General features: G+C 25.5%; 25 protein-coding genes and 3 tRNA genes. All 28 read left to right on the top strand.

The annotated features are described in order from the left end of the window. Positions 1-56 precede the first annotated feature (56 nt). Positions 57-776, top strand: coding sequence for a UMP kinase (gene pyrH / locus RDY08_RS01235; RefSeq protein WP_372339417.1), 720 nt, complete (start codon positions 57-59; stop codon positions 774-776). A gap of 1 nt (position 777) precedes the next feature. After that, positions 778-1,335, top strand: coding sequence for a ribosome recycling factor (gene frr / locus RDY08_RS01240; protein ID WP_307904614.1), 558 nt, complete (start codon positions 778-780; stop codon positions 1,333-1,335). 102 nt (positions 1,336-1,437) lie between these two features. Continuing rightward, a complete protein-coding gene (fdxA, locus tag RDY08_RS01245; RefSeq protein ID WP_307904615.1) occupies positions 1,438-1,614 on the top strand; it encodes a 4Fe-4S ferredoxin in 177 nt (58 codons plus the stop codon). Positions 1,615-1,757: 143 nt separating this feature from the next. Further along, positions 1,758-2,444, top strand: coding sequence for an undecaprenyl pyrophosphate synthase (uppS, locus tag RDY08_RS01250; RefSeq protein ID WP_307904616.1), 687 nt, complete (start codon positions 1,758-1,760; stop codon positions 2,442-2,444). A 1-nt stretch (position 2,445) separates the two neighbouring features. Further along, positions 2,446-3,291, top strand: coding sequence for a phosphatidate cytidylyltransferase (locus RDY08_RS01255; RefSeq protein ID WP_307904617.1), 846 nt, complete (start codon positions 2,446-2,448; stop codon positions 3,289-3,291). Between the two features lie 51 nt (positions 3,292-3,342). Beyond that, entirely contained in the window at positions 3,343-4,482 is a 1,140-nt protein-coding gene (gene dxr / locus RDY08_RS01260) for a 1-deoxy-D-xylulose-5-phosphate reductoisomerase (protein WP_307904618.1), read from the top strand. Continuing rightward, on the top strand, positions 4,472-5,119 hold the full coding sequence (tmk, locus tag RDY08_RS01265) for a dTMP kinase (RefSeq protein ID WP_307904619.1): 648 nt from the start codon (positions 4,472-4,474) through the stop codon (positions 5,117-5,119). The genes dxr and tmk overlap by 11 nt, the downstream gene beginning before the upstream one ends. A 275-nt stretch (positions 5,120-5,394) precedes the next feature. Beyond that, positions 5,395-5,482, top strand: a tRNA-Leu gene (locus tag RDY08_RS01270). Between the two features lie 7 nt (positions 5,483-5,489). Next, positions 5,490-5,566, top strand: a tRNA-Met gene (locus RDY08_RS01275). Positions 5,567-5,578: 12 nt separating this feature from the next. After that, positions 5,579-5,655: transfer RNA gene (locus tag RDY08_RS01280), tRNA-Met, on the top strand. Positions 5,656-6,315: 660 nt separating this feature from the next. Next, positions 6,316-7,437, top strand: coding sequence for an HD-GYP domain-containing protein (locus RDY08_RS01285; RefSeq protein ID WP_307904620.1), 1,122 nt, complete (start codon positions 6,316-6,318; stop codon positions 7,435-7,437). 36 nt (positions 7,438-7,473) lie between these two features. Continuing rightward, positions 7,474-8,571 (top strand): glycosyltransferase family 4 protein, encoded by a 1,098-nt coding sequence (locus RDY08_RS01290; RefSeq protein WP_307904621.1) that lies wholly within the window; start codon positions 7,474-7,476, stop codon positions 8,569-8,571. Positions 8,572-8,574: 3 nt separating this feature from the next. Then, positions 8,575-9,327: a protein kinase family protein gene (locus RDY08_RS01295; protein WP_307904622.1), complete on the top strand. Its 753-nt coding sequence runs from the start codon at positions 8,575-8,577 to the stop codon at positions 9,325-9,327. Continuing rightward, positions 9,314-9,721, top strand: coding sequence for a CesT family type III secretion system chaperone (locus RDY08_RS01300; protein ID WP_307904623.1), 408 nt, complete (start codon positions 9,314-9,316; stop codon positions 9,719-9,721). The genes RDY08_RS01295 and RDY08_RS01300 overlap by 14 nt, the downstream gene beginning before the upstream one ends. A gap of 13 nt (positions 9,722-9,734) precedes the next feature. Then, positions 9,735-10,412, top strand: coding sequence for a PspA/IM30 family protein (locus tag RDY08_RS01305; RefSeq protein WP_307904624.1), 678 nt, complete (start codon positions 9,735-9,737; stop codon positions 10,410-10,412). After that, the gene (locus tag RDY08_RS01310) at positions 10,412-10,546 is read left to right on the top strand and encodes a nucleotidyltransferase domain-containing protein (RefSeq protein WP_307904625.1); all 135 of its coding nucleotides are present in this window, start codon (positions 10,412-10,414) and stop codon (positions 10,544-10,546) included. Before RDY08_RS01305 ends, RDY08_RS01310 begins: the two co-directional genes overlap by 1 nt. Before the next feature lie 259 nt (positions 10,547-10,805). Next, positions 10,806-12,566, top strand: a complete 1,761-nt coding sequence (locus RDY08_RS01315; protein ID WP_307904626.1) for a glycosyltransferase — start codon at positions 10,806-10,808, stop codon at positions 12,564-12,566. Positions 12,567-12,572: 6 nt separating this feature from the next. Continuing rightward, entirely contained in the window at positions 12,573-13,655 is a 1,083-nt protein-coding gene (locus tag RDY08_RS01320) for a glycosyltransferase family 9 protein (protein WP_307904627.1), read from the top strand. A gap of 3 nt (positions 13,656-13,658) precedes the next feature. Continuing rightward, positions 13,659-14,885: an O-antigen ligase family protein gene (locus tag RDY08_RS01325; protein ID WP_307904628.1), complete on the top strand. Its 1,227-nt coding sequence runs from the start codon at positions 13,659-13,661 to the stop codon at positions 14,883-14,885. Beyond that, positions 14,866-15,948: a glycosyltransferase family 9 protein gene (locus RDY08_RS01330; protein ID WP_307904629.1), complete on the top strand. Its 1,083-nt coding sequence runs from the start codon at positions 14,866-14,868 to the stop codon at positions 15,946-15,948. The genes RDY08_RS01325 and RDY08_RS01330 overlap by 20 nt, the downstream gene beginning before the upstream one ends. Then, positions 15,945-17,039, top strand: a complete 1,095-nt coding sequence (locus RDY08_RS01335; RefSeq protein WP_307904630.1) for a glycosyltransferase family 9 protein — start codon at positions 15,945-15,947, stop codon at positions 17,037-17,039. Before RDY08_RS01330 ends, RDY08_RS01335 begins: the two co-directional genes overlap by 4 nt. Positions 17,040-17,048: 9 nt before the next feature. Beyond that, on the top strand, positions 17,049-18,065 hold the full coding sequence (locus tag RDY08_RS01340) for a glycosyltransferase family 9 protein (RefSeq protein WP_307904631.1): 1,017 nt from the start codon (positions 17,049-17,051) through the stop codon (positions 18,063-18,065). 15 nt (positions 18,066-18,080) lie between these two features. Beyond that, positions 18,081-19,154, top strand: coding sequence for a pyridoxal-phosphate-dependent aminotransferase family protein (locus RDY08_RS01345; protein WP_307904632.1), 1,074 nt, complete (start codon positions 18,081-18,083; stop codon positions 19,152-19,154). A 1-nt stretch (position 19,155) separates the two neighbouring features. Then, on the top strand, positions 19,156-19,872 hold the full coding sequence (locus tag RDY08_RS01350) for a phosphocholine cytidylyltransferase family protein (RefSeq protein ID WP_307904633.1): 717 nt from the start codon (positions 19,156-19,158) through the stop codon (positions 19,870-19,872). Beyond that, complete coding sequence (locus RDY08_RS01355; protein ID WP_307904634.1) at positions 19,859-20,746, top strand: LicD family protein; 888 nt, start codon at positions 19,859-19,861, stop codon at positions 20,744-20,746. The genes RDY08_RS01350 and RDY08_RS01355 overlap by 14 nt, the downstream gene beginning before the upstream one ends. Beyond that, entirely contained in the window at positions 20,743-21,654 is a 912-nt protein-coding gene (locus RDY08_RS01360) for a LicD family protein (RefSeq protein ID WP_307904635.1), read from the top strand. Before RDY08_RS01355 ends, RDY08_RS01360 begins: the two co-directional genes overlap by 4 nt. Further along, positions 21,651-23,381 carry an ABC transporter ATP-binding protein gene (locus RDY08_RS01365; RefSeq protein WP_307904636.1) on the top strand — a complete coding sequence of 577 codons (1,731 nt, stop codon included), beginning with the start codon at positions 21,651-21,653 and terminating at the stop codon, positions 23,379-23,381. The genes RDY08_RS01360 and RDY08_RS01365 overlap by 4 nt, the downstream gene beginning before the upstream one ends. Before the next feature lie 9 nt (positions 23,382-23,390). Next, positions 23,391-24,221, top strand: coding sequence for a carboxylating nicotinate-nucleotide diphosphorylase (gene nadC, locus RDY08_RS01370; RefSeq protein WP_307904637.1), 831 nt, complete (start codon positions 23,391-23,393; stop codon positions 24,219-24,221). Positions 24,222-24,244: the final 23 nt, after the last annotated feature.

Consider the following 24,244-nt stretch of genomic DNA (forward strand, 5'->3'; position numbering starts at 1 on the left):
AAAGGGACGCGTATATATTAGTGTCCCTTTATTTTAGATATAGGAGGATAAAAATAATGAAACCGGCATTTAAAAGAATTCTTTTAAAACTAAGTGGAGAAGCTCTAATGGGAAATGAAAAATTTGGAATTTCTGGTGAGATAATTTCAAGTTTTGCATCACAAATAAAAGAGATAGTAGATATGGGAGTGGAAGTAGCTGTAGTAATTGGTGGTGGAAATATTTTTAGAGGAATTTCTGGAGCGGCTAAAGGAGTAGATCGTGTAACAGGTGATCATATGGGAATGCTTGCAACTGTTATAAATGCATTGGCTCTTCAAAATGCAATTGAAAAATTAGGAATTTCAACAAGAGTATTAACTGCAATAGAAATGCAAAAAATAGCGGAACCTTATATAAAAAGAAGAGCTATTCGTCATTTAGAAAAAGGAAGAGTGGTAATTTTTGGTGCAGGTATAGGAAATCCTTATTTTACAACAGATACAGCAGCAGCATTAAGAGCTATAGAAATAAATGCAGAAATACTAGCTAAAGCTACAAAAGTAGAGGGCGTTTATGATAAAGATCCAGTGAAATATAAAGAAGCTAAAAAATATGATAAAGTAAGTTATTCAGAAGTTTTAAACAAAGGATTAAAAGTAATGGATGCTACTGCAATATCATTATGTATGGAAAATAATCTTCCAATAGTTGTTTTTAATTCGTTAGTAGAAGGAAATATTAAAAAGTTAGTTGAGGGAGAGACTATTGGTACATTAGTAGAGGGAGGAAAATAAAATGGCAGAAACTTTGATGAAAGAAATTGAAGAAAGAATGCAAAAATCAATAGATGCAACAAAAGGAAAATTAGCTGCAATAAGGGCAGGAAGAGCAAGTATTAATATGCTTGACGGAATAATGGTTAATTATTATGGAAATCCAACTCCATTAAATCAAGTAGCTAATTTATCAGCTCCAGAAGCAAGAGCACTTACAATAGAACCGTGGGATATTAATGCTATAAAAGATATAGAAAAAGCAATTCAAATGTCTAATTTAGGATTAACTCCAAATAATAATGGGAAATTAATAAGGCTTCAAATCCCAGAATTAACAGAAGAGAGAAGAAAAGATTATTTGAAATTAGCTAAAAAAGAGGATGAAGATGGAAAAATAGCAATAAGAAATGTAAGAAAAGATATAAATAATAAGCTTAGAAAAATGCAAAAAGATAGTGATATAACAGAAGATGAATTAAAATCATATGAAACTAAAGTTCAAAAAATTACTGATAAATATATAAAAAATGTAGATGAACTTTTTGTTAAAAAAGAAAAAGAGATAATGGGGAAATAATAATTGACAATTAAAGAATAAAAATTAAGTAAAAAATAGTAGAAAAAAATAGAAAAATGTGTTAAAATCAATTGTAATTTTTATTATAGGAGGTGAATTTTTGTGGCTTATAGAATTGATGCTGATACTTGTGTAGGATGTGGAGCATGTGCAGGAGTATGTCCAGTAAGTGCTATCTCTGAAGGAGAGAACGGAAAATATGTAATAGATGAAGATACATGTATTGATTGTGGAGCATGCGCAGGAGTATGTCCAGTAAATGCTATTGCGGAAGCGTAGTGAAATTAAATAAACTCCCCTAAATTCAGGGGAGTTTATTTTTTAGGGTTAAAATTCAAAAAAAAAATTTGGGAATATTTAAAAAACAATTTATTTAATATAAAAAATTTATTTTTTAAATATTTCTTAAATAGGGGAAAATTATGGAAATAAAAAAACCAAAACATATAGCTATTATAATGGATGGTAACGGAAGATGGGCAAAAAAAAGAATGTTGCCAAGGACAGCAGGCCATAATGCAGGTGTAAAAACTGTAAGAAGAATATTAAAAGCTGCTGATAAATATGGTATAAAATATTTAACTTTATATGCTTTTTCAACAGAAAATTGGAAAAGACCACAAAAAGAAGTTGATGCGCTTATGCATCTATTTCATCTTTTTTTGAATAGAGAGAGAAAAAAAATGATGAAAGATAATGTTAAACTTATATTTTCTGGTATTAGAGAAGGGATATCGGAAAAGCTTTTAATTTTAATGGATGAAGTTGTAGATGAATTAAAAAATAACAGTGGAATAGTATTAAATATAGCATTTAATTATGGCGGAAGAAGAGAAATTATAGATGCAATAAATTTAGTATTAAAAGATGGAAAAAAAGAAATTACAGAAGAAAATTTCAAGAAATATTTATATCATCCAGAAATACCAGAACCAGAATTGGTAATAAGGACAAGTGGTGAATTTAGAATAAGTAATTTTTTATTATGGGAAATAGCATATTCAGAATTCTATATTACTAAAAAATTATGGCCAGATTTTAAACAAGAAGATTTATTAGAAGCTATAAATGTGTATATGAAAAGAGAAAGAAGATTTGGAGGAGTTTAGGATGAAAGGGAGAATTATAGTTGCGGTGATTTTTATTCCTCTTCTTATATGGATAATGTTGTGTGGGGAATATTCATTATTGTTATTTGTAGAGGTTGTTGTTGGTGTGGCATTATATGAATTTTATAAAATGTTTGAGAAAAAAGATATGAATGTATATTTAAAAACAGGAGTTATAATAGGATTGTTGATCCCTATTTTTTATAGTTATTCAATATGGGCTAAATTAAAAAGGGAAAAATATGCATATTTTGCATTGGTTGCTATTATTTTATATTTTATGATAAAACAAGTTATATCTGGAAGGATAAAAGAAGCTATAAGTGAAATTTCATATACAATTTTTGGAGTTATTTATATATCTTTTATGTTTTCTCATTTGCTGCTTTTGAGATATATATCAAATACTCCTAAAAATATTTTGGGATTTAATTTTACAGAAGGAAGGTTATGGATTTTAACTATATTTTTATTGATTTGGGCATCTGATTCAGCGGCGTATTTTATAGGTGTGAAATATGGGAAACATAAAATTATGCCTAAAGTTAGTCCTAAAAAATCTGTGGAGGGAAGTATAGCTGGAATTATTGCTCCAATATTATCAATGATTCTTTTAAAATATGTATTTTTTAATGAATTATCTTTTTTGCATATAATTTTAATAGGAGCATTGGTTGGAATATTTGGAGAATTTGGTGATTTAAGTGAATCACTTTTAAAAAGAGAATTTGAAATAAAGGATTCTGGGACAATTTTACTTGGACATGGTGGAATTTGGGATAGATTTGATAGTCTAATTTTTGCAATTCCAGTTTTATATTATTATCTTAAATTTTTTGTATTTTAAGAGTAGATTTTTAGAAAAAAGTTTTTATGGAATATCTTTTAGGGAGGAAGCATGAAAAAAATCGCGATACTTGGAGCAACTGGGAGCATAGGGAAAAATGGATTAAAAGTAATAGATCAATTTAAAGATAAATTTGAGATTATAGCACTTTCAGCTAATAAAAATTATAAATTATTAATAGAACAGATAAAAAAATATAAGCCTAAATATGTTTCAATAGGAACAGAAGAAGGATATAAGGCGATAAAAAAAGAATTTTCTAATATAGAAATATTTATAGGAGAAAGTGGATTAAAAAAAATAGGGCAAATTGATGAAATGGATATTTTATTAACAGCAGTTTCTGGTTCTATAGGAATAGAATCAACTATTGAAGCAATAAAAAATGGTAAAAGAATTGCGTTGGCTAATAAAGAGACATTAGTGGCTGCAGGTGATATAATAACGAAAATGGATAGAGAAATTTTGCCAGTAGATAGTGAACATAGTGCAATATTTCAATCTTTAAAATCAGGAAAAAATAAAGAGGTTGAAAATATAATTTTAACAGCATCTGGTGGGCCTTTTAGGGGGTACACATTAAATGAATTAAAAAATATTTCTGTAGAACAAGCTTTAAAACATCCCAATTGGAAAATGGGAAGTAAAATTACAATTGATTCAGCTACTCTTGTAAATAAGGGGCTAGAGGTTATAGAAGCACATTATCTTTTTAATGTAGATTATGACAAGATAAAGGTATTGGTGCATCCTGAAAGTATAGTACACTCAATGGTTGAATTTAAAGATAGTTCCGTTATTGCTCAAATGGGAATGCCAGATATGAAACTTCCAATACAATATGCATTTACATATCCAGATAGAATGTCAAATGTCGAGTTGCCAAAATTAAATTTAGGAAAAATTGGGAAATTAACATTCGAAGAACCTAATTTAGAACTGTTTAAAGGGCTTAAATTAGCATATGAAGCAGGAAAAAATGGAAATGGGTATCCTATTGTATTTAATATGGCAAATGAAGAATTAGTAAAGCTATTTTTAGATAGAAAAATTAAGTTTTTAGAAATATACGATTATATTGAAGAAGTATTAAATCAATTTAATTCCGAAAAAATAGAAACAGTAGAACAAATAAAACATATAGAAAAAATCACAAAAGAAAAACTAAGGAGAATGATAAATGAAAAATAAAAGAGGACTTTTTATAACTTTTGAGGGGGGAGAAGGAGCAGGAAAAACAACTCAAATAGAGCTTTTTAAAAAGTACCTTGAAGAAAAAGGATATGAGGTGGAAGTAACTAGAGAACCAGGTGGAACGTTAATTGGTGAAAAGATAAGAGAGCTGCTGTTAGATGTAAAAAATAAAGATATGAACTATTTGGCTGAGTTATTATTATATTACGCAAGTAGGGCGCAACACCTTTATGAAAAAATTATTAAACTAAAAAATGAAGGGAAAATAGTTATTTGCGATAGATTTTCAGATTCTACATTAGCTTATCAGGGGTTTGGTAGAGGATTAGATAAAGAGTTAATAAAAAATTTAACTAAAATTGTAGAAAATGGAAATGGACCAGATATAACTTTTTTAATAGATATAGAACCTAAAATAGGATTGGATAGAGCAAGGAAATTGACGAGTGATAAAAGAGGTGATAGAATGGAGCAGGAAAAAATTGATTTTTATGAAAAAGTAAGAGATGGATATTTAAAAATAAGTGAAGATGAGCCTGAAAGGGTAAAGGTTATAGATGGGAACCAAGAGATAAAAATTATATTGGAAAAACTAAAAGCTACATTTGAAAAAATAGAAGAGGAAAAATTGTAATAGTATGATTGACCAACAAAAAGGTATTTTAGAATATATAATAGTGTAGGGGCATACCTATGTGTCTGCCCAAATATTTGAATATGCAACAAAAGGGCGAACACACAGGTTCGCCCCTACATTAAAAAATTATTCGATAATTTAGAATTGTGTTACTGGCGAATAAATACTATAAATAACATATTTTGTGGTTGGATATAAAAAAAATAAAAAAAGTAGTTGACAAATATTAAAGTATATAGTATAATCATCTTGCTTTGATGAGAGAAGCAAATGCCTCGGTGGCGGAATAGGTAGACGCACAGGACTTAAAATCCTGTGGTGATTTTCACCGTGCCGGTTCGATTCCGGCTCGAGGCACCACACATATCGCGGGGTAGAGCAGTTTGGCAGCTCGTCGGGCTCATAACCCGAAGGTCACAGGTTCGAATCCTGTCCCCGCCACCAACTAACTAACTTGCCGATGTAGCTCAGTTGGCTAGAGCATACGGTTCATACCCGTAGGGTCGGAGGTTCGAATCCTCTCGTCGGCACCACAATAAAATAGACAAAAGCCGGATAGTTCCTTATGCCCCCTTTAAGGCTATGCGATTAAATATTCCCAGCGATAAGCTGGGTTTTTATTTTTTTGTTAGAAAAGTATAAATTTATCTAGAAAATAAGCTATGTTGTTTTTTATATGTGATGTTTCAAGGCAAATTTTTTCAGGATCCAAAACTTCAGAAGAACATTTATATTCTACTAGGTTATAAAGTGTAGCTTATTTTTTATTAATATAAATTTATAATACTAATATTTAAATTTTTTATAGAAAACATTTAAAATAGTAAAGTTATATGGTATAATATGGTAGTTAGGAACTTTAATTTTTTTCTTGTTTGTTAGGAAAATATAAATTTATTCAGAAAATAAGCTACGCCGTTTTTTTGAAATATGCGATTTTTCAAGGGAAAATTTTTCAGAAGCCAAAAATTTAGAAAAATATTTATGCTCTACCATATGAAGCGTAGCTTATTTTTTTATTTGTTAGGAAAATATAAATTTATTCAGAAAATAAGCTACGCTATTTTTTTTAATATACGATTTTTCGATGCAAAATTTTTCAGAAACCAAAATTTCAGGAAAATATTTATGTTCTATCATATGAAGTGTAGCTTATTTTAGTTTTTAATGCCATATATAAAGGAAGTGAAGATATGGAAGTTTTAACTTTGGATATAATAAGTGCTTTGATAAATGCTCTAAAATACGCTAATATTAATAGGCTTATAAAATTAGAAAAAAGAGCTGTATTAACAAATTTATTATCAATGGAAATAGATGAAAATATAACATATCAAGCAACTATGGCTTCTTTTCTTAAAGATATTGGGAAAATTGGAGTGAGAGAAGTTAAAGAAAAAAGGATGAATTATAAATCTTCTGAAATAATGAGGATAATGCCAGAAATTATTCCATTTCAATATAATATAGCTGATATTATATTAGAAAGTAATGAAAAAATAGATGGGACTGGTTGTCCTTCTAATAAAGAAGATGTATTAATTGAAGCTCAAATAATAGTAATTGTAGAAGAGTATCTAAAAACCATGAGTTTTGAAGAACTGTCTAATGAAAAAAGATATAATCGAAAAATAGTTTTACAGTTGAAAAAACTATTAGAAAATGGTAAAATTATAGATATTTTAAATGATGAAAAAAAGCTAAATAAAGTTTTTTCTGGAGAGATAAATAAATATAACGTTTATAAAGAACAGCTAGAAGGAGTAGAGGAAGAACAATTTATGCATACAATAGCATCTATAATTGATGCAAAACATCAGTATACTGGGGGGCATACTCAAAGAGTTGCAACATTTAGTTATGCTATAGCTAAAAATATGGGATACGAAAAAGAAAAACTATCAGAAATTAGGTATGCTGCGTATTTACATGATATTGGGAAATTAGCGGTAGATTTAGATATTTTGGATAAACCAGGAAAATTAACAGATGAAGAATTTGAAAAAATAAAATTACACGCAAAATATTCATATGATATTTTAAGTGATTCGCCAAGATTAAGGAAGTTTGCGTTTGGGGCATTACATCACGAAAAAATGGATGGAACAGGATACCCTTTCGGACTAAAAGGAGATGAAATTCCAGAAGGTTCTAGATTAATAGCAATTGCAGATATTTTAGATGCTTTAACTTCAGATAGAAATTATAGAAAACCATTTACATTTAAAGAAGCTTTTGAATTAATGGAGATGATGAAAGGAACAGCTTTAGATAGTAAAATATTTGATATAGCTAAAACTACATTTAATATATAATACAGGTGAGTATTCACAGTTGAAAATGGAGGAAAAATGAATATTTTATATTCTGTTATGGCAGATGGCTGGGGTGGTCTTGAAAAATACCCTTTGACTATTTATGAAGAATTATTAAAAAAAGGAAATAATATTTATATATTAACAGTAAATGGAAGTAGATTGCATCAAGAGTGTATGAAAAGGGGAATAAAAGTATTTGTAGTAGATAAAATAAAAAAAATAGATTTAAAAACAATAAAATATATAAAAAAATTAATTTTAGAATTAAAAATAGATGTGATTCATTCAAATACAACTCGTGAATTATATAATTTTTATTTTGCATTGATTGGTAATAAAAATATAAAATACTTTATAACATATCATATAGGAGTTCCAAATCATAAAGAAATTTTACATAAAATATTATATAAAAGAGTAAATAAAATTATAGCAATAAACAGTAGAGAAAAAAATTTGATGCTTGAAAATATCCCTATTTTGAATAACAAGATAGAATTATTATATAATGGTGTGGATTTAAAAAGATTTGATAGAAAAAAAGTGGAACTGAAAAATATCAGAGAACAATTTGGGATACCTGAGCAGGGATTGCTTATTACTGGAATTGGAAATTTATCCGATGGGAAGGGAATATCTGAATTTATAGATGCTGCGAAAATTATTTGTGATAAATATAAAAATATATATTTTTTATGGATAGGCGAAGCTACATATACTAAAAATAAAAAAGCATTAGAAGAAGCAAAAGAAACAATAAAAAATTATGAAATAGATAAAAATGTATATATGGCAGGTTATAGAAACGATATTCCAGAGATATTAAAAGAGAGCGATATATTTACATTGCCAGCATATGGAGAATCTTTTGGGATTGTATATATTGAGGCAATGGCAATGGAGCTACCTGTTATAGGGTGTAATTCTGGAGGAGTACCGGAATTAATAAAAGATGGAAAGAATGGATTTTTAGCAGAACCAAGATCAGCTAAGAGTCTAGCTAACCAATTTGAAAAATATATTAAAAATAGCGAATTGATAAAAAAACATGGAAAAATTGGGAAAGAGATATCAGAGAGATTTTCAATGAAAAGCCATGTTGAAAAACTAATTAAAATTTACGAAGGATAAAAAATGTATAAAAAATTAAAAAAAGAAAAATATAAAAATTGGGATATGAGATTTGATGCAAAATTTGAAAATATATTAGAAATTATTGGAATTATAAAAAATATTATAGATAAAAAAGAGATAAAATTTGATGAAATTTTAAAAGATACAGACAGAAGTTTTGTTGGAGTAGTTAAAGTAAAGGATAAAAATATAATATTTAAACAGCCAAAAGAGAAAAATAGAAGGAAGTGGATAAGGTTTTTAACTTTATTTAGAAAAGGAGAAGCTTTAAAAAATTTTTATATAATGAATAAAGCTGAAAAAATTGGAATAAAATCTAATAAGCCTTATTTAAGTGTAGAAAAAAAAGAGTATGGAATGGTTGTTGACTCTTGGGTTATTTATGAATATATAGATGGTAGAGAGTGTGCAAACAGAGAAGAGTATGAAAAATTATTTAAAATATTAGATGATATTCATAATAAAGGGTATTTGCATGGTGATTCTCAAGTTCAAAATTTTGTATTCTCAGGAGATGAAGTTTATACAATAGATTGTGGGTTAAAGAAAAATATTTATGGGAAATTTGGGAAAATGTATGAATATATATATTTAAGAGAGAGTAGGAGAGAGATAGAAAAATATTATAAGTTTGATATTCAAAATTTTTATTATAAAGCAGCAGAATTTTACAAAAAATGGCTTTACTTTTTAGGTAGAAATAGAAAAAAAGTTAAAAAATTAATTCAGGGGGTGCACAATGGTAAAGATTAGAAAAGTAGAAGAAAAAAATTTAGAAGAAGTGTTGTTGGAAAATGGATATTTAGTGGAAAAAAAAGAGGGGATTTATTTTGTGAAATTTAAGGAGTTTGATGCAAAAGCAGTAATGTTAGAAGAGGGAGAAACTTTATTTGTTCAAGTTGATTTGGTTGGAGTAGATGATCTGCACAATGATGTGGCACTTTATAAAAAGTTATTAGACCTAAATACAGAAATATTGCCTGTATCAATTGCAATAGATTCTACAGATAAAGGAAATCAAAGGTTAGTTATCAACGAATCATTAGAAATTGAAAATTTAGATGAAAACGAGTTACTAAAAGTATTTGATACAATTGATATGAGTTTTGGAAAGATATTTAATTTATTAAAAGAATATAAAAAATAGGGGGTATTTATAAATGGGAATATTTGATAGAATTTCAAATGTGTTTAAATCAAACGTTAATTCAATGTTAGACAAGGTAGAAGATCCAGAAAAAATATTAGATCAAAATATAATAGATATGGAAAAAGAGTATACAAAAGCTAAAGAGAGCATTGCAAGAGCAAAAGCAGAAGAGATAGGATTAAATAAGAGAATAGCATATTTGAAGCAAGAGATGGAGAAATGGACAAATAATGCTAAATTAGCTTTGGGAAAAGGAAATGAAGAACTAGCTAAAAAAGCTTTGGCTAAAAAACAAGGATATGAACAAGAATTAAATGCTATAGTTGGAGATAGAGATAGTATAGAAAAAAATGTAGAAGAACTGCTTGGAAGTTTAAAAATGATGGAAAATAAGATTTCAGAAGCAAAACGGAAAAAAGATTTATTGAAAATGAGACTTCAAACTGCAAAGGCTAAGAAAAAAATAGTTGAGACAAAAGCTAAAATAGGTGGAATTGGAGAAGGAGCTTTTGACAGTTTTAATAAAATGGAAGAAAAAGCTAATAAAATGATAAATGAAGCTGATGCTTTAGAACAAATAAATAATTCTTTAGCAGAAGAAGATGTGGACGAAGAGTTTAAACAATTAGAAACAAGCGGAAATGTAGAGAGTGATTTGGAAAAGATGAAAAAAGAGTTAGGAATGTAATGAAAATAGATAGATTAGAGAATAAAATTATAAATTATTTAACTAATCAATTAGAAGTAGAATTAATATATATGTTTGGTTCTTATGTAAAAGGGAATTTTAATAAAAATAGTGATATTGATATAGCTATATAGCTATTCACGAGTATAGAGAAATAGATATAGATATTTTAGATAATATAATAAAAAATCATTTGAAAGATTTTTTTATGTATACTAAAGAGATAATTGATAAAATATTTTAGATGAAAATTGTTTAGGAATGGCTTAAAAATAACATTCCCATTTTGTTTTAAAATACGCAATAATTTAAGCGTTTTTATAACAAAATATGAGAACATTATTTTTTAAACGTTCTTTAGGAATAAAAGGCACTGTTTAGGAGGAAAAAAGATTGAAAATATCAGTATCAATGATAACTTATAATGAAGAAAACAAACTGGAAAAAACATTGAAATCTGTATATAATTGGGTTGATGAAATTGTTATAGTTGATAGTTATAGTAGTGACAAAACAGTTGAAATTGCTAAAAAATATGGAGCTAAAGTATATATAGAGGATTGGAAAGGTTTTGGAAAACAAAAAAATAGTGCATTAGAAAAATGTACTGGTGATTGGATATTATTAATTGATGCTGATGAAGAAATAACAGAAAATTTAAGAGATGAGATTTTAAATATTATAAATAGCGATAAAATTGAAAAAAATGTATATAAAATTCCTCGTATATCATGGTGGTTTGGGAAAAAGACTCATGAAAAAGATTCTGTAATAAGATTGGTAAAAAAAGATAGTGGGAAATATAATGAAAAAGAAGTTCATGAAGAATTTGTAACTAAAGAGAATATAGGAGTGTTAAAAAATAGTATAAATCATTATACTTATGTTTCTTTAGAAGAATATTTTATGAAATTTAATAAATATACTACTTTAGCAGCTTTAGAACTAAGAAAAAAAGGTAGAAAATTTAATTTAGGAAGACTATTTTTTGAACCAATTAGAAATTTTTTGAAGATATATATTGGGAAAAAAGGGATATTAGAGGGATATTATGGTTTTTTAAGAGCAATTTTAAGTGGAATGTATGGAATAGTTAGATATTCAAAATTATACTTATTAGAAAAAGAAAATCCAAATATATTAATATCAAGAACAGATAAAATAGGGGATCTTGTTTTATCTGTTCCTTCTTTTTCTAAAATTAGAAATATGTATCCAAATGCTAAAATAGCTATTTTAGTTAGAAATTACAATTATGATATAGTAAAAAATTTGCCATATATTGATGAAGTTATAAAAATAGATGATTATAGTGAAAAAGAATTAATAAAAAAAATAAGAAAATTTAATGCAAACATATTTATTGCACTTTTTACAAATAAATTTATTGGGAAATTGTCTATAAAAAGTAAAGCAAAATATAGAATAGGTCCATATTCTAAATTACATTCATTTTTTTCATATAATAAAGGGGTATTTCAAAAGAGGTCCAAATCTATAAAAAATGAGGCAGAATATAATTTGGATCTGATAAAAAGAGTTGATGGGAAATTGTTTTATAATAGTAAAGATGGAGAGAGTAAGATATATTTAGGAGAAAGCAATAAAAAATTAGCAGAGAAATTTTATGTAGAAAAAAGAATCAATAAGAAATTAAAAACTATAGTGATACACCCGTTTTCTGGAGGGTCTGCAAAGAATTTGACAATAGAACAATATATAGAGCTAATTAAGAGAATAAAACAGGAATTAGATATAAATGTGGTGGTAACAGGTGGAATAGGTGATAAGGCTAAAATAGATTATTTTAGAAAAAAGATTATTGATGTGAATTATTTTATAGGGAAGAGGTCAATATTAGATTTAGCTGCTATTATTAATAAAGGAGATATATTTATTGGGAGTTCTACTGGGCCTACACATATAGCAGGGATTTTGGGAAAAGATATAGTAGCAATATATCCTAAAATAAAAGCACAATCTAAAATTAGATGGGGTGTATTAGGAAATGGAAAAGTAGAATATATAGAGCCGGAAGAGAATTGCAAAGAGAAATATAAATGTAATGAGAAGTGTGAGTATTATGATTGTTTTAGTAAAATTAAATTAGAAAAAATAGTAATTAAAATAAAGAAGATTATTGATGAGGAGTAATATTATATGTATAAAAAATTGAGAAAAATTCATATGAATTTAAAAGATAAAATAAAAGATAAAAGAATTAAGGGATTTAAATTTTTATTTGATAAAAAAAAAGTAAAAGCTGATTTGAAAAATATAAAAAAAAATAAAATTTTATTTTTGAGGCATGATGGAAAAATTGGAGATATGATAATAAGTACAATGATGTACAGAGAAATAAAAAAAAATAATCCAAATATAACAATTGGTGTAATAACTAGAGAAAATACATTTGATTTAATAAAAAACAATCCATATATAGATAACATATATATTTATAAAAAAAAATATAAATATATAAAAAAAATTGCTGGAGATATTTCTAAAGTTAATTATGATGTGTTAATTGATTTTGGAGATGGAATCAGCGAAAAAACAATTTATTTATTGAATAAAATACAGGCTAAAGTAAATATAGGATTTATGAAAAAAGATTATAAAATATTTGATATATCTTTGGATGAAAAAGAACTTAATGAACATATAACAAATAGATATAAAAAAGTTTTGAATTTTTTAGGATTTGAAGTATCAAGTTATAAATATGATATTTTTGAAAATAGGAGTAATGATAAAATAAAATTAATAAAAAAAAATAGTGTAGGCGAGAAAACAATATGTATAAATAGGTTTGGAGCTAGCAAACATAGAACATTATCAGAAAATAATATGCTTGAAATTATATATGGTATTTTAAAATTAAATAAAAATATAAAAATATTATTACTTACTCCAAGTAATAAAAAAAGTTTGAATAAGAGGGTTATAGACAAAATTGGAGATGAAAAAGTAAAATTAATAGAGAGTGAAAATATAATGAATGCAATTGAGATAATGAAAAAAGTAGATTTAATTGTAACACCAGATACTTCAATTATACATATCGCTTCAGCACTCCAAAAACCATTAGTTGGAATATATAGAAAAGGAAATGCTATGAAATGTTGGGGGCCTAAAGGAACAAATTATAAAATAGTTACTTCTAATTCAAAGGATGAGATAAACGAGTTAGAAACAGATAAAGTTGTAGAGAATATAAAAAAAATATTACAGGAGATATAGGATATGTTAAATATAAATAAAAAAAAAATATTAGAAAAAATTAAGATATTACAAGAGGTAGGATTATATATTTTAGCATTATCTTTTTTTGTTTCAACAGCAGGGTTTAATATTGGATTAGGAATAATCGCTATTGGTACTATAGTTAAATTATTTATAGCACCAAAAGATATAAATTTAGGTAATAAAAATATATTATATTGGTTTTTATTTTCATATATAGTATTGGCAATATGGTCACTATTTTCAGTAGGTGGAATAGATAGTTTTATTTATCATTTAAATAGACAAAGTAGGTTTATAGTAATTCTGTTAATTGGAGAGGCAATAAGAGATAAAAGAGTTTTTTTTAGATTTTTAGTTTTCTTAGGTATATCAATATCATTATCTTCGTTTAATGGGATTTTTGAACATTTAAAATATCCTTCTAAGAGAATAGATAGCTTTCTAAAATTAACACATTATGGACCTGCCTTAATGGAGATGTTAATACTGTTTTTTGCAATGATAATAACTAAAACTTATTCTTATAGATACAGAATTATACTGTTTTCAAGTTTTTATTTATTAGGAATAACTAATATTTTATATATGAAAACTAGGGCTGTTTGGGTAGGATTGTTTTTAGGACAACTAGCAATTATGTTTTTTAATAAAAAAAAGCGTTATTTTATTTTAAGTATAGTAATAATATTAATAATTGCATTTATTGGAAAAGAAACATATCTTAGAAGAGCGGAATCTATTGGAAATATAAAAACAGACACATCAAATACCACAAGAATGAAATTATGGAAGGCGGGAATATATACTTTTGAAAATAATATAATTTTTGGAGCAGGATCTAATAATGATAATAGCACGCCTTTTTTTAAACAGTATATAATAAAGAAGTCATTTAAAATATTTCACTTTAATGGAGATCCTCATAATATGTATATATCATTTTTGGCAGAGTATGGATTAGGTGGACTTCTTTATATGATTTTGATTTTTTATATAATACCAAAAGAATTTTTTAGATATTATAAAGCTAGAAAACGTTTTGACTTAGATGGGATTTTCTATGGAGTTATAGGGATGACAATAGGTTTTTATATTGTTGGTATTTTTTGGAATATATGGTATAGAGATTACCATCCAAGTTTAGGATTTTTTATAGGATTGGGAATATTTAATTTTTTATATTCTAATAATGAAAGGACAGAAAATGAAAAAAAAATTAGTTAGATATTTTTTATTGAGAAATAGAAATAAAAAAATAGATATAAAAAAAATAGATAAGATTTTATTTATTGCATATGATGCAATAGGAGATATGATAATGACAACTCCTGTATTTAGAGAATTAAAAAAAATATATCCTGAAAAAAAGATTGGAGTATTGTGTAGTGAAAGGAATAAAGATGTTTTAAAATATAACCCATATGTTGATAAAATCTTTATAAAAAATTCAAAAAAATGGTATTTTAAAGATTTAAGGATTTTGAAAAAAATAAGAGATGAAAAATATGACATATGTATTAACTTATGGAATAAAATTTCTATGACAGAGATGTCATTTATAAAACTTTTAAATGTAAAATATAGAGCTAGTGGAGTATTTCAAAAAAATAGTGAAAATAAATATAATATATTAACAGAAGATATAAAAATGTATGATTATATTTTTGGGGATAGAAAAGAAAAACATTTTTCTAAGCAACAAATTAGTTCTTTAGAAGTTTTTGGAATTAAAACTGATAATTTAAAATATGATATATTTATATCAGAAAAAGAAAAAGAAAAAGCTAAAAAATTTTTCAAAGAATTTTCTGGAAAAATAAAAATTTTTATTAATATGTTTTCTAGTGAAGAAAAAAGAAATATTAAATTTGAAGATGTATGTTTTATAGTAGAAAAAGTAAAAGAAAAATATAAAAATGCAATATTCTTTTTAAATTCTATTCCAGAAAAAAGAGTGGAATTAATTGAAAAAATAAAAAAGAGTAATTTTGAGAATATAAAAATAATGTATGAAACAGAATCTATATTAGATGCAGTAGCAGGAATAGAATATGCAGATTTGTTGATTACGCCAGATACTTCATTTACACATATAGCAGAAGCATTAGATAAACCAATGATAGTTATTTATTCTGGAGTATTAAAAAATTATGAGAAAGTAAAGACTTTTTCTAAGAAACATTATGCTATTTTTTCTGATAATAAAGATGAAAATATTATTGAAAAATATGATAAAAATAAAATTATAGAAAAATTAGAATTAATATTAGATGAGGAGAAAATATGAAAATTTTAGTTATTCAACTAAAACAAATTGGAGATGTTTTATTATCAACACCTGTTTGTAATAGTTTGAAAAAAACATATTCAAGTGCACAAATAGATTACATAATATATGATTATACAGCAGGAGTTGTAGATAATAATCCAAGTATATCAAAGATTATAAAAATAACTAAAAAAGAAAGAGAAAGTTATATTGAATTTTTAAAATTATTATTAAAAATAAGAAAAGAGAAATATGATATTGTTTTAAATATTCAAGGAAAACTTGAAGGGACATTAATAACATTAGCTTCTGGAGCTAAATTGAAAATAGGATTTGATAGAAAAGGGTGGGAAATATTTCATACTAAAATAGTAAATGAAAGTAACTCTAAAAAAATAACTGGAGCAGGTAATACAATTGATGGGCGACTATCTTTATTGACAGCATTAGATGATGAAGTAAAATATGATTATGATTTGAAAATTTATTTAAAGGATGATGAAGTAATAAGGATAAAGAATAAGATGATAAAGTTTGGAATTAATATAGATAGACCTATAATATCAATGGGAATTACCAGTAGAAGAGATTATAGAATTTGGCCAGTAGAATATTTTTCAAAAATTATGGATTATTTAATTAAAAAGTATAATGCTCAAATAATATTATTTTATGCTCCAAATGATAAAAAATATAATAGTGAAAAAGATTATTGTGAGGCAGCTAAAAAATTAGTAGAAAATAATAAAAATGTATTTACTAATATAGAAACAGAAAATGTAAGAGAGCTATTATGTTTGCTTAAAAATAGTGACATATATATAGGAAATGATAATGGTCCAAGACATTTTGCACAAGGGGTAGATACTCCTGCATTTTGTATTTTTTCACCAACGGCAAATAAATGGGACTTTAATCCACATAATAATCCTAGATTTAGAGCTATTGATTTACAAGATGCTTTAGGATTAGATAATGAAAAATATAAAGAGTATACTAAAAATTTAGATAGAGATAAAAATAGCATGGAATATTTTAAAGAGATAAAACCTGAATTTGTAATTAGTGAAATTGATAAAATGATAAAAGAATTAAATTTATTTAAATAGGAGAAATATATGAAAAGAAAACTAAAAATTAAAGAACTTTTATTTGAAATATTAATATTTTTTTTCAAAAGAAAAAAAAGCAATTTTAACAATAAGATAACAAAAATACTAGTTGTTAGGCAAGATAATAGAATAGGAAACATGTTATTTATAACACCATTATTAAAATTAATATTCGAAGTCTATAATGTAAAATCAGATGTTTTAGTTGGAGGAAGATTTTATAAAATTATAGATAGTAATCCTAATGTAAATAAAACTCTTGTTTATAATCAGAAAGAATTTATAAAAAAGCCTTGGAAATTTATAAAATTTATTTTGGAAATGAGAAAGGTAGAATATGATATTGTTATTGATTGTAAAAATGCTTTTTCTTTTAATAATTCTATGCTAACATTAATATCAAAAGGGAAAATAAAACTAGGGTTTGAAAATAATTTGAGTGATAAATATTTAGATTTCTCAATAAATTTTGACGAGTTATTAAAAGAAAATAAACATGAATATGAATATTTAGCAATGCTTTTATTAAGGTTCATAAATGAAAATAGAGAAATTCCAAAGATGGAATACTATTATAGTGATAAAGAATTGGATAAAAAAAGTTATAATATAGTTATACATATTGGTGGACGTGGAGAGAAATCTTTAAAAGCAAATCTTATTAATGAATTGGTAGAAGAAATATTAAAAAAAGAGGATAAAGTAGCAATAATATATGGACCTAATGAAATAGATAAAGTAAATAATATAAAAAATCTAAAAGGTGTTATAAAAATAAATCCAAAATCAATAGATGAGCTTGCTTATTATATAGAAAAAAGCGAATGGTTTATTACTCCAGATACAGGAGCCCTACATATTGCTTCAGCATTAAACAAAAATATAATTGCACTATTTTATAATAAAACATTTGATAGATATGGGCCTGTAACAACAGGAAAAAGTATAGTTATAAAAGCTTTTGAAAAGTTAGATAGTGAGATTTTAAATGAAATAATAAGTTTTTTTAGAAAAGTTAATTAAAAAAAGGAGATAGAAATGGATAAAACATTATTATTTACAGTTGGACCAGTTGAAATGAGTTCTAAAATAAAAGATATTGGTGGAGCAGGAATACCATATTTTAGAACAAAAGAATTTTCAGAAGTTATGTTGGAGATAGAGAATAAATTAAAGAAATTTTTATATACTAATCAAAATTCAAAAGTTATTACATTAACAGCTTCTGGAAGTGGAGCTATGGAAGCCTCTATTATTAACATATTTACTGAAAATGACAAAGTATTAATTGTAAATGGCGGAAGTTTCGGAGATAGATTTGAAAAAATATGTAAAATCCATAACATTAATTATAATGTGATAAAATTAAAAAAAGGTGAAAGTTTAAAAAAAGAGGAATTGGATAAATATAGTAATAAAGGATATACAGGGTTATTAATTAATGTGCACGAAACTTCAACTGGCGTATTATATGATATGAAAATGGTAGGAGAATTTTGTAAAAAAGAGAATATTTTATTGGTTGCTGATGCGATTAGTTCATTTTTAGCAGATGAATATAAAATGGATGAATGGGGAATTGATGTAACTATATTAAGTAGTCAAAAAGCTTTAGCATTACCTCCAGGATTATCATTTTTGATAATTAATAAAAAAGTAAATGATATTATAATTAAAAATAGTGTAAAATCTTTGTATTTTGATTTGAAAGATTATTTAATGAATATGGAGAGAGGACAAACTCCATTTACTCCAGCAGTTGGGATTATATATCAATTATATGAGAGATTAAAAGAGATAGAAGAGGTAGGTGTAGAAAAAGAGATAGGTATTAGAAAAAATTTAGCTGAAGATTTTAGAAATAGAATAAAAAAATTGCCATTAGAACTATTTGCAGAAACTATGTCAAATGCAGTTACAGCAATAGTTCCAAAAACTATGAAAGCTAATGAAATATATGAAAAATTAAGATATGATTATGAGATGACAGTTTTACCAAGTGGAGGAGATTTAAAAGAAAAGCTATTTAGAGTAGGACATTTAGGAGATTTAACAATAGATGATAATGAAAAATTGGTAGATGCTTTAAAAGAGATTTTGAAAGGGGAATAAAATGAAGGTTATAATAATGGCAGCAGGTAAGGGAAGTAGAATTAGTAGACATATAGGAGAAAAACCAAAATGTACATTGGAAATAAAAGATAATCTTCCTTTAATTGAAAATACAGTAAAGAATTTAAATAATAAAGGGATATATGATATAACGATTATATTAGGTTATAATGGAAAAGAGATAGAAAAAGTGTTAAAAGGATATAAAGTAAAATTTTATTATAATTATTTTTATGATGTAACTAATAGTATAGCTTCTTTATGGTTTGCAAAAAAAGAATTAGAAACTGATAAAGATATAATGTTTATGAATGGAGATGTATTTTTTGAAGAACATTTTTTAGATGAAATTAAAAAAGAGGAGTTAAGTCCTGTATTATATGCAGATGGAAGTAGAAAAGAGGAAGCTGATTACAAGCTATTTTATGAAAATGGGATATTGTATAAGTATGGAAAAGAGTTAAAATTAAATGAAACAACTGGAGAATATATTGGAGTTGCTAAAATATTAAATAAAGATATTAATATTATAAAAAATAAATTAGATAATATGATAAAAGATGGAAAACATAGCTTGTGGTGGGAGAATGTATTATATGAATTAAATAGTAATATGAAGATATATGTAAAAGAGATAAAAAATATATTTTGGGCAGAAGTTGATTATATAGAAGATTATATGAGGATAAAGGAGTTTATAGATAGTGAAAATAGATGAACTTTTTCCAGATGAGAGAAAAAAATATATTGAGATGTCTAAATTAAGGCAGATACAATTGATAGAACTTAGAATATTTAAGATATTCGATTATATATGTAAAAAAAATAATATAGAGTATTGGAGAGATTGGGGAAATCTTTTAGGGGCAGTAAGGCACAAAGGGTTTATACCGTGGGATGATGATATAGATATTGGAATGACTTTAGAAAATTATCAAAAAATGATAGAAATTTTTCCTAAAAAGCTTCCAAAAGATATTTTTTTTCAAACTCCTAAAACAGATAAAAATTATGATAATATTGAAGGAATAAAATTAAGAGATAGATATAGTAATTTGAATATAGATGATAAATCACCTAAAATACATAATGGTATTTTTATTGAGGTATTTCCAGTATATAAAGTACCTTCAAATAAAATTTTGCAAAAATTACAGATTAGTTTATATAGGAATTTAATATCTTGTAGAATTGAAAAGGGGAATAAATTAAAATTAAAAGTGAGAAGAGGAATATCTAAATTTATAACTAATTTTATATCATTTGAGAAATTAGATGAAAAAATATTAAATATGTATAAATTGACAAAAAATTATATGTATAGACACGCTCTACATAGTAGCTCAAAAGAGGTAGATTATTATTTTTCAAAAGATTCGATTTTTCCATTAAAAGAAATAGAATATGAGGGATATAAATTTAGAAGTGTGAATGATTATGATGAATATTTAAAAACAGCATTTGGAGATTATATGAAGTTACCACCTGAAAATGAGAGGGGTGAAAGACATATGAAATTAGATGAAGTAGTAATATTTGAAGCATGTAATCATATAGAATCACTAAATTGGAAAGATAAGGAGAAAATATGAGTATAAATTATAATGAAATTTTTCCAGATGAACGAGAAAAGTATATAGAACTATCTAAATTGAGGCAAGTACAATTAATAGAACTTAGAATACTTAAAATATTTGATGATATATGTAAAAGAAATGGAATAAAATATTGGCTTGATTTTGGGAATTTATTAGGAGCAGTTAGACATAAAGGGTTTATTCCTTGGGATGATGATATAGATGTGACTATTTTATATAAAGATTATAAAAAATTAATAAATATATTAAAAAAAGAGTTACCAGAAGACCTTTTTTTACAAACTTTAAAGAGTGATAAAGATTTTTTAGATGTCGAATTAATAAAAATAAGGGATAGATATAGTAATTCTAATAATAATAAAAGCTATAAATTTCATAATGGGATATTTATTGATATATTTCCTTTATATAAATTACCAGAATCAAATTTTTTAAGATTTATACAAAAAAGATTATATAGACTTTTAATATCCTCAAGAAAAAAAAGATTGAAATATGAAAAATTAAATCACAGAAGAGTTATAAGAATTGTAAAAGGGAATATTAGAAAACTATTATCAAAATTTATAACAATTTTTATAGAATTGGATATATTAGAAGAAAAGATATTGAATATGTATAAATTAACAAAAAAACATATCTATAGTTTTAGTTTGCATAAAAATTTTAGTGAAAAATTTAAAAAAGAGGATATATTTCCTTTAAAAGAATTAGAGTATGAAAAATTTAATTTTTTTGTTCCTAATAATTATGATAAATATTTAAAAATAGAGTTTGGAGATTATATGAAATTGCCTCCAAAAGAGGAACAGAGACCACATCATTTTAATCCAGATGAAATTGACATAACAAAACCTTGTGAGCATAAAGAAAGTTTATACTGGGAGGAAAAAAAGCAATGAAATTAAAAATAGATTTAAGAGTAAAAAGAGCATTAAAATATATAAAACCATATTTAGGGTTATCGATTTTATCAATAGTTTTAGCATCATTAGCAGCAGCAACAGCAGCTTCACCTATTTTTATAATAAAACAAGTTGTAAATGATGTTTTAATGAAAAAAAATTATAATATGTTAATTATGATAAATATAGCAATAATTTTGATATTTATATTAAAAGGTTTTGTATTTTATTACCAAGCATATGTTTCAGCATATATTTCTAATAAAATAACTTTTAATGTAAGACAGGAACTGTTTGAACATTTGCAAAAATTATCAATGGGATATTTTGCAAAAACAGAAGTTGGAGAGTTAATGGCTAGATTTTATAATGATACTGAAAAATTTAAAGCGTTTATTGTATTAGCTTTTTCAAGTATAGTAAAACTATTTACAATACTAATAGCTGTCATAGCAATATTTCAAATGAGTTGGAAATTATCAATAATATCTCTTATATTTATTCCACTTTTAAGTAAAATAGTTAGAACTTTTACTAAAAAATTATATAAAACTGGAGGAGAGATACAAAAAAAAATAGGTATAATAACTACAGTTATACAGGAGAATTTATCTGGAATAAGAGTTGTAAAGGCATTTGCAAATGAGGATTATGAGATAGAAAAGTTTAGAAAAATAAATGATGAAAATTTTAATGCTAATATAAAAAATGTGAAAATATCTTCGAAGGTTACACCAGTTGTTGATTTTTTTAATGCAGTATCTTTAGTAATAATTTTAATGATTGGAGGGGTACAAGTTATAAAAGGAGAAGTTGATTCAGGGCAATTTTTAGCTTTTTTAACAGCTTTAGCTTTGTTATCTGATCCACTTAGAGTTTTGACTTCAAATATAAATAAAATGACAACAAATCTTTCATCAGTAGAGAGGGTTTTTGAGATATTAGATGAAATTCCTGAAATAAGAGAGATAGAGACTCCAATAACTAAAGAAGAAATAATTGGTAAAGTGGATATAAAAGATATATATTTTAAGTATGATAGAGAGTATGTATTAAAAAATGTAAATATATCAGGAAATCCTGGTGAGGTAGTGGCGTTAGTTGGTCAAAGTGGAAGTGGAAAGACAACATTAGTTAATTTGATACCAAGATTTTATGAAGTTGAAAAGGGAGAAATATTAGTTGATGGAGAAAATATTAAAAATTTAGAGATAAAATTTTTAAGAAAAAATATAGGAATAGTGCCACAAGAGACATTTTTATTTAGTGGGACAATAAGAGAAAATATAATGTATGGGAAACGAGATGCAACATTTAAAGAGGTAAAAAAAGCTGCAGAAAGTGCTAATGCAATTGAATTTATAGAAAAGTTGCCAAATGGCTTTGATACAGAGGTTGGAGAAAGAGGAGTTTTATTATCTGGTGGTCAAAAACAGAGGATAGCAATAGCGAGAGCTATATTAAAAAATCCTAAAATATTAATATTGGATGAGGCTACATCTGCATTAGATACAGAGTCTGAAAGATTAGTGCAGGATGCTTTGGATAAATTAATGAAAAATAGAACAACATTTGTAATAGCACATAGATTATCTACAATTATAAATGCAGATAAAATTGTAGTTATGAAAAATGGTGAGATACAAGAGGTTGGGACTCATAAAAAGTTATTAGAAAAAAGAGGTATGTATAAAGAACTGTATGATAAGCAGTTTAAAAATTAGGAGGGATAAATGAATATATATTTAGATAAATTTATAAAAATGGCATTAGAAGAAGATTTGGGAATATTAGGCGATATTACAACAGATAATATTTTTAGTGATGAGGATATATCAATTGGAAATATAAATTATAGAGAAGAAGCTGTGGTTGGAGGATTAGAATTTGCTAAAAGAGTATTTGAACTAATTGATGAAAATATAAAATTTGAAATTTATAAAAAAGATGGAGAGATTGCAAATCCTAATGAAATAGTTGCAAAAGTAGAAGGGAAAACAAAAGCTATATTAACAGGAGAAAGAATAGCATTAAATATAATGCAGAGAGTATCAGGAATTGCTACAAATACTAAAAGATATGTAGATAAGATAAAGCAATATAATGTTAAATTAGCAGATACAAGAAAAACTACACCTTTATTTAGGTATTTTGAAAAATATGGAGTAAAAATTGGTGGCGGAATAAATCATAGATTTGGATTATATGACGCTGTAATGATAAAAGACAATCATATTGCGGCAGCAGGAACTATAACAAAGGCAGTTGAAAATATAAAATCTAATGTTGGACATACTGTGAAAATTGAAGTGGAAGTTGAAAGTAGAGAGCAGTTATTAGAGGCTTTAAATATGAAAGTAGATATTATAATGTTAGATAATATAAGAGGAAAAGAGTTAAAAGAGTACGCAGAATTAATAGGAGATAAAGCTATAATAGAAGCTTCTGGTAATATCAATATAGATAATATAGAAGATATAGCAAAATCAGGAGTAGATGTAATATCTACAGGAAGTATAATTTATAATGCTAAAAATATTGATATTGGGATGGATTTTGAATAGGGTAAATAAAAAAACTACATTAT

It is taken from the genome of Haliovirga abyssi, from assembly GCF_030295325.1.
GTDB lineage: Bacteria > Fusobacteriota > Fusobacteriia > Fusobacteriales > Haliovirgaceae > Haliovirga > Haliovirga abyssi.